Consider the following 2,175-nt stretch of genomic DNA (forward strand, 5'->3'; position numbering starts at 1 on the left):
GGTTCCGGCTGGTACTTATCTTGCGCATTTAGGAAACGGTCAAACCATTTTCCCTTTAGATTATGGAATGAAGTTAACTGATCAGGCGGGAACGATTATTGGAAAGCAAGTACTAAAATTGAAAGCACTTGTTGTCCCGAAGGATGATATTCTGAAAGAAACTAATGTGCAGATGTTCATTTTATACAAATCAATATCCAATATATTGCGTTCTAAGGGATTTGATGAAAAGGATATAGAAAGCCTGAAAGCTCAGTGCATGTTTATATTTTCAGGCCCTAATGTATTGTTGGCAATAGAAAATTCTCAAAGTGCAATGCTTGATTTACTAACTAATGAGTATATACCAAATAATTTATTAAGAGATACATTGTTAAAATTAAAACAACACGCGGGGATTGCTTTTCTAAGTGTGCCTATTTGTATGGATAAAGCGATTGCCGGGAGTACATCATTTCCTAAAAATGGCGATAAACCTAATATGAGTATAATCCCAACCCATCAATCTTTACTGAGCCAGTTGGATGAACATATAAGTACATCACGTACATTACATCATGAATTTGGTCATGTAATAGATCGAGAAATTCTAAATGGGATTTCTTCCACTCCAGAGTTTAAAGCGCTGTTTGAAAAAGAAAAAAATAATATTACAGAAATAAATACGTATGCCAACTATGCAAAAACGAATCCACAAGAATTTTTTGCAGAGGTTTTTAAATCTATGGTTTCCATGGGGAATGAGAAATATCCATCAAGTTATTATCGTGATTCTATTGAGAAAGAAGCTCCTGAGACTGTGAGATTTATAAAAGATAAATTGAAAGAGAAAGGATATATACTTTAAATCGTAGCCTTCAGTATTCAGGAAGTGGATTTCCCGATTTATTAAATTTAAATTACCGTTATCTGGGTAATCAACAGGCGTGCATTGGTTAGTACGTATATACGTATTAACCAATGCACCTTATTAACAGATTGGAGGAGAGATTGTGCCGCGCTAAACCCCACTTTCATGTTGGGGATGCAGCGGATAATGCTATGATTGTTTTAGGGAATCAACTTTTGAAATCAAAAATCCGAGGATATTGTGCTTACGTATTTTGTCGGTAGAGAAATCACCGTCAATGACGTGAGCGATTGTGCGTCAGGCACGACATAGGCTTGCGTGCTCTACCTGCGAATCCGCTCCCTGGAAAACGGCCCCCATCTTTAACGGAACATCCAATCAGTTTCGCTACATTCGATCAACATCCTTTCGTATTCTCCAATTCGAATGGTTCCGCCACGCACTTTTTTTTCATTTATTCCGTAACATTTGTCACAAAGAAGAGACAGTTTGCCGATATAGAATGTACAAGGAGTTACTATTTCTTGGAATTTACAAGGTATGGATACGGGATTAGGGGCGAGTGCAAACCTAATTTCAACAAGTGATTACACAGAGGAGCGATGAGAATGAAAAAAAAGAAAAAGTTGATGGTGTTAATTTTTAGTTTTGTTATCGGGACTAGTATCTTAGGATTAAACGAAATAACGTATGCTGCTGACACAACGAGTCCTAATTTTATGACTCAATATAGCTCAGCGGATAAAGCAAAGGCAGAAGCTTATAGCCAAGAAAGATATGAAATTTGGACGAAAAACATTACCCGTAGTCAAAAGAAGATGATTAATAGCTATAAGAAGAACTCAAATAAAACAAATAAATTACTAGTAAAATTCCAAGGTGATATTCGAGTACTTCAACAAATAGCGGAACAACCTGGAGCAGATCCTAAATTAGTGAAGCAAGTCAATGAAATAGAAGAAATGAATAAATTAATTAAAGTAGAAGAAAATAAAACACCTCAAACCCAAACTATATACACTAGTTTTAACGCAACCGATATTGGTTTTGCATCGAATTCAGATATAAAAGATGGATTTCTAAATTTTGATGAGCAAAAAATAAATACAATTATAAAATATTTAAAAATGGGAAATTTCCCAGATTTTCGAGTGGGGAATTTGTTACCATCCGAACCACATTCCACAGTAAATGCTTTCTTTACACAAAGGCGAATTTTAATAGAGTTAGAGGTTCCGGCTGGTACTTATCTTGCGCATTTAGGAAACGGTCAAACCATTTTCCCTTTAGATTATGGAATGAAGTTAACTGATCAGGCGGGAACG

General features: G+C 35.6%; 2 protein-coding genes. Both read left to right on the plus strand.

What is annotated here, in order from left to right; all coding sequences use genetic code 11:
- A partial coding sequence (locus PPOP_RS19495) for an anthrax toxin lethal factor-related metalloendopeptidase (RefSeq protein ID WP_006286974.1) occupies positions 1-847 on the plus strand: 847 nt, incomplete at its 5' end.
- 611 nt (positions 848-1,458) lie between these two features.
- Positions 1,459-2,175, plus strand: a 717-nt coding sequence (locus PPOP_RS13155) for an ATPase (RefSeq protein ID WP_006286975.1), incomplete at its 3' end; no start/stop codon positions are given.

This window comes from Paenibacillus popilliae ATCC 14706, assembly GCF_000315235.1.
GTDB classification, from domain to species: Bacteria; Bacillota; Bacilli; order Paenibacillales; family Paenibacillaceae; genus Paenibacillus_B; species Paenibacillus_B popilliae.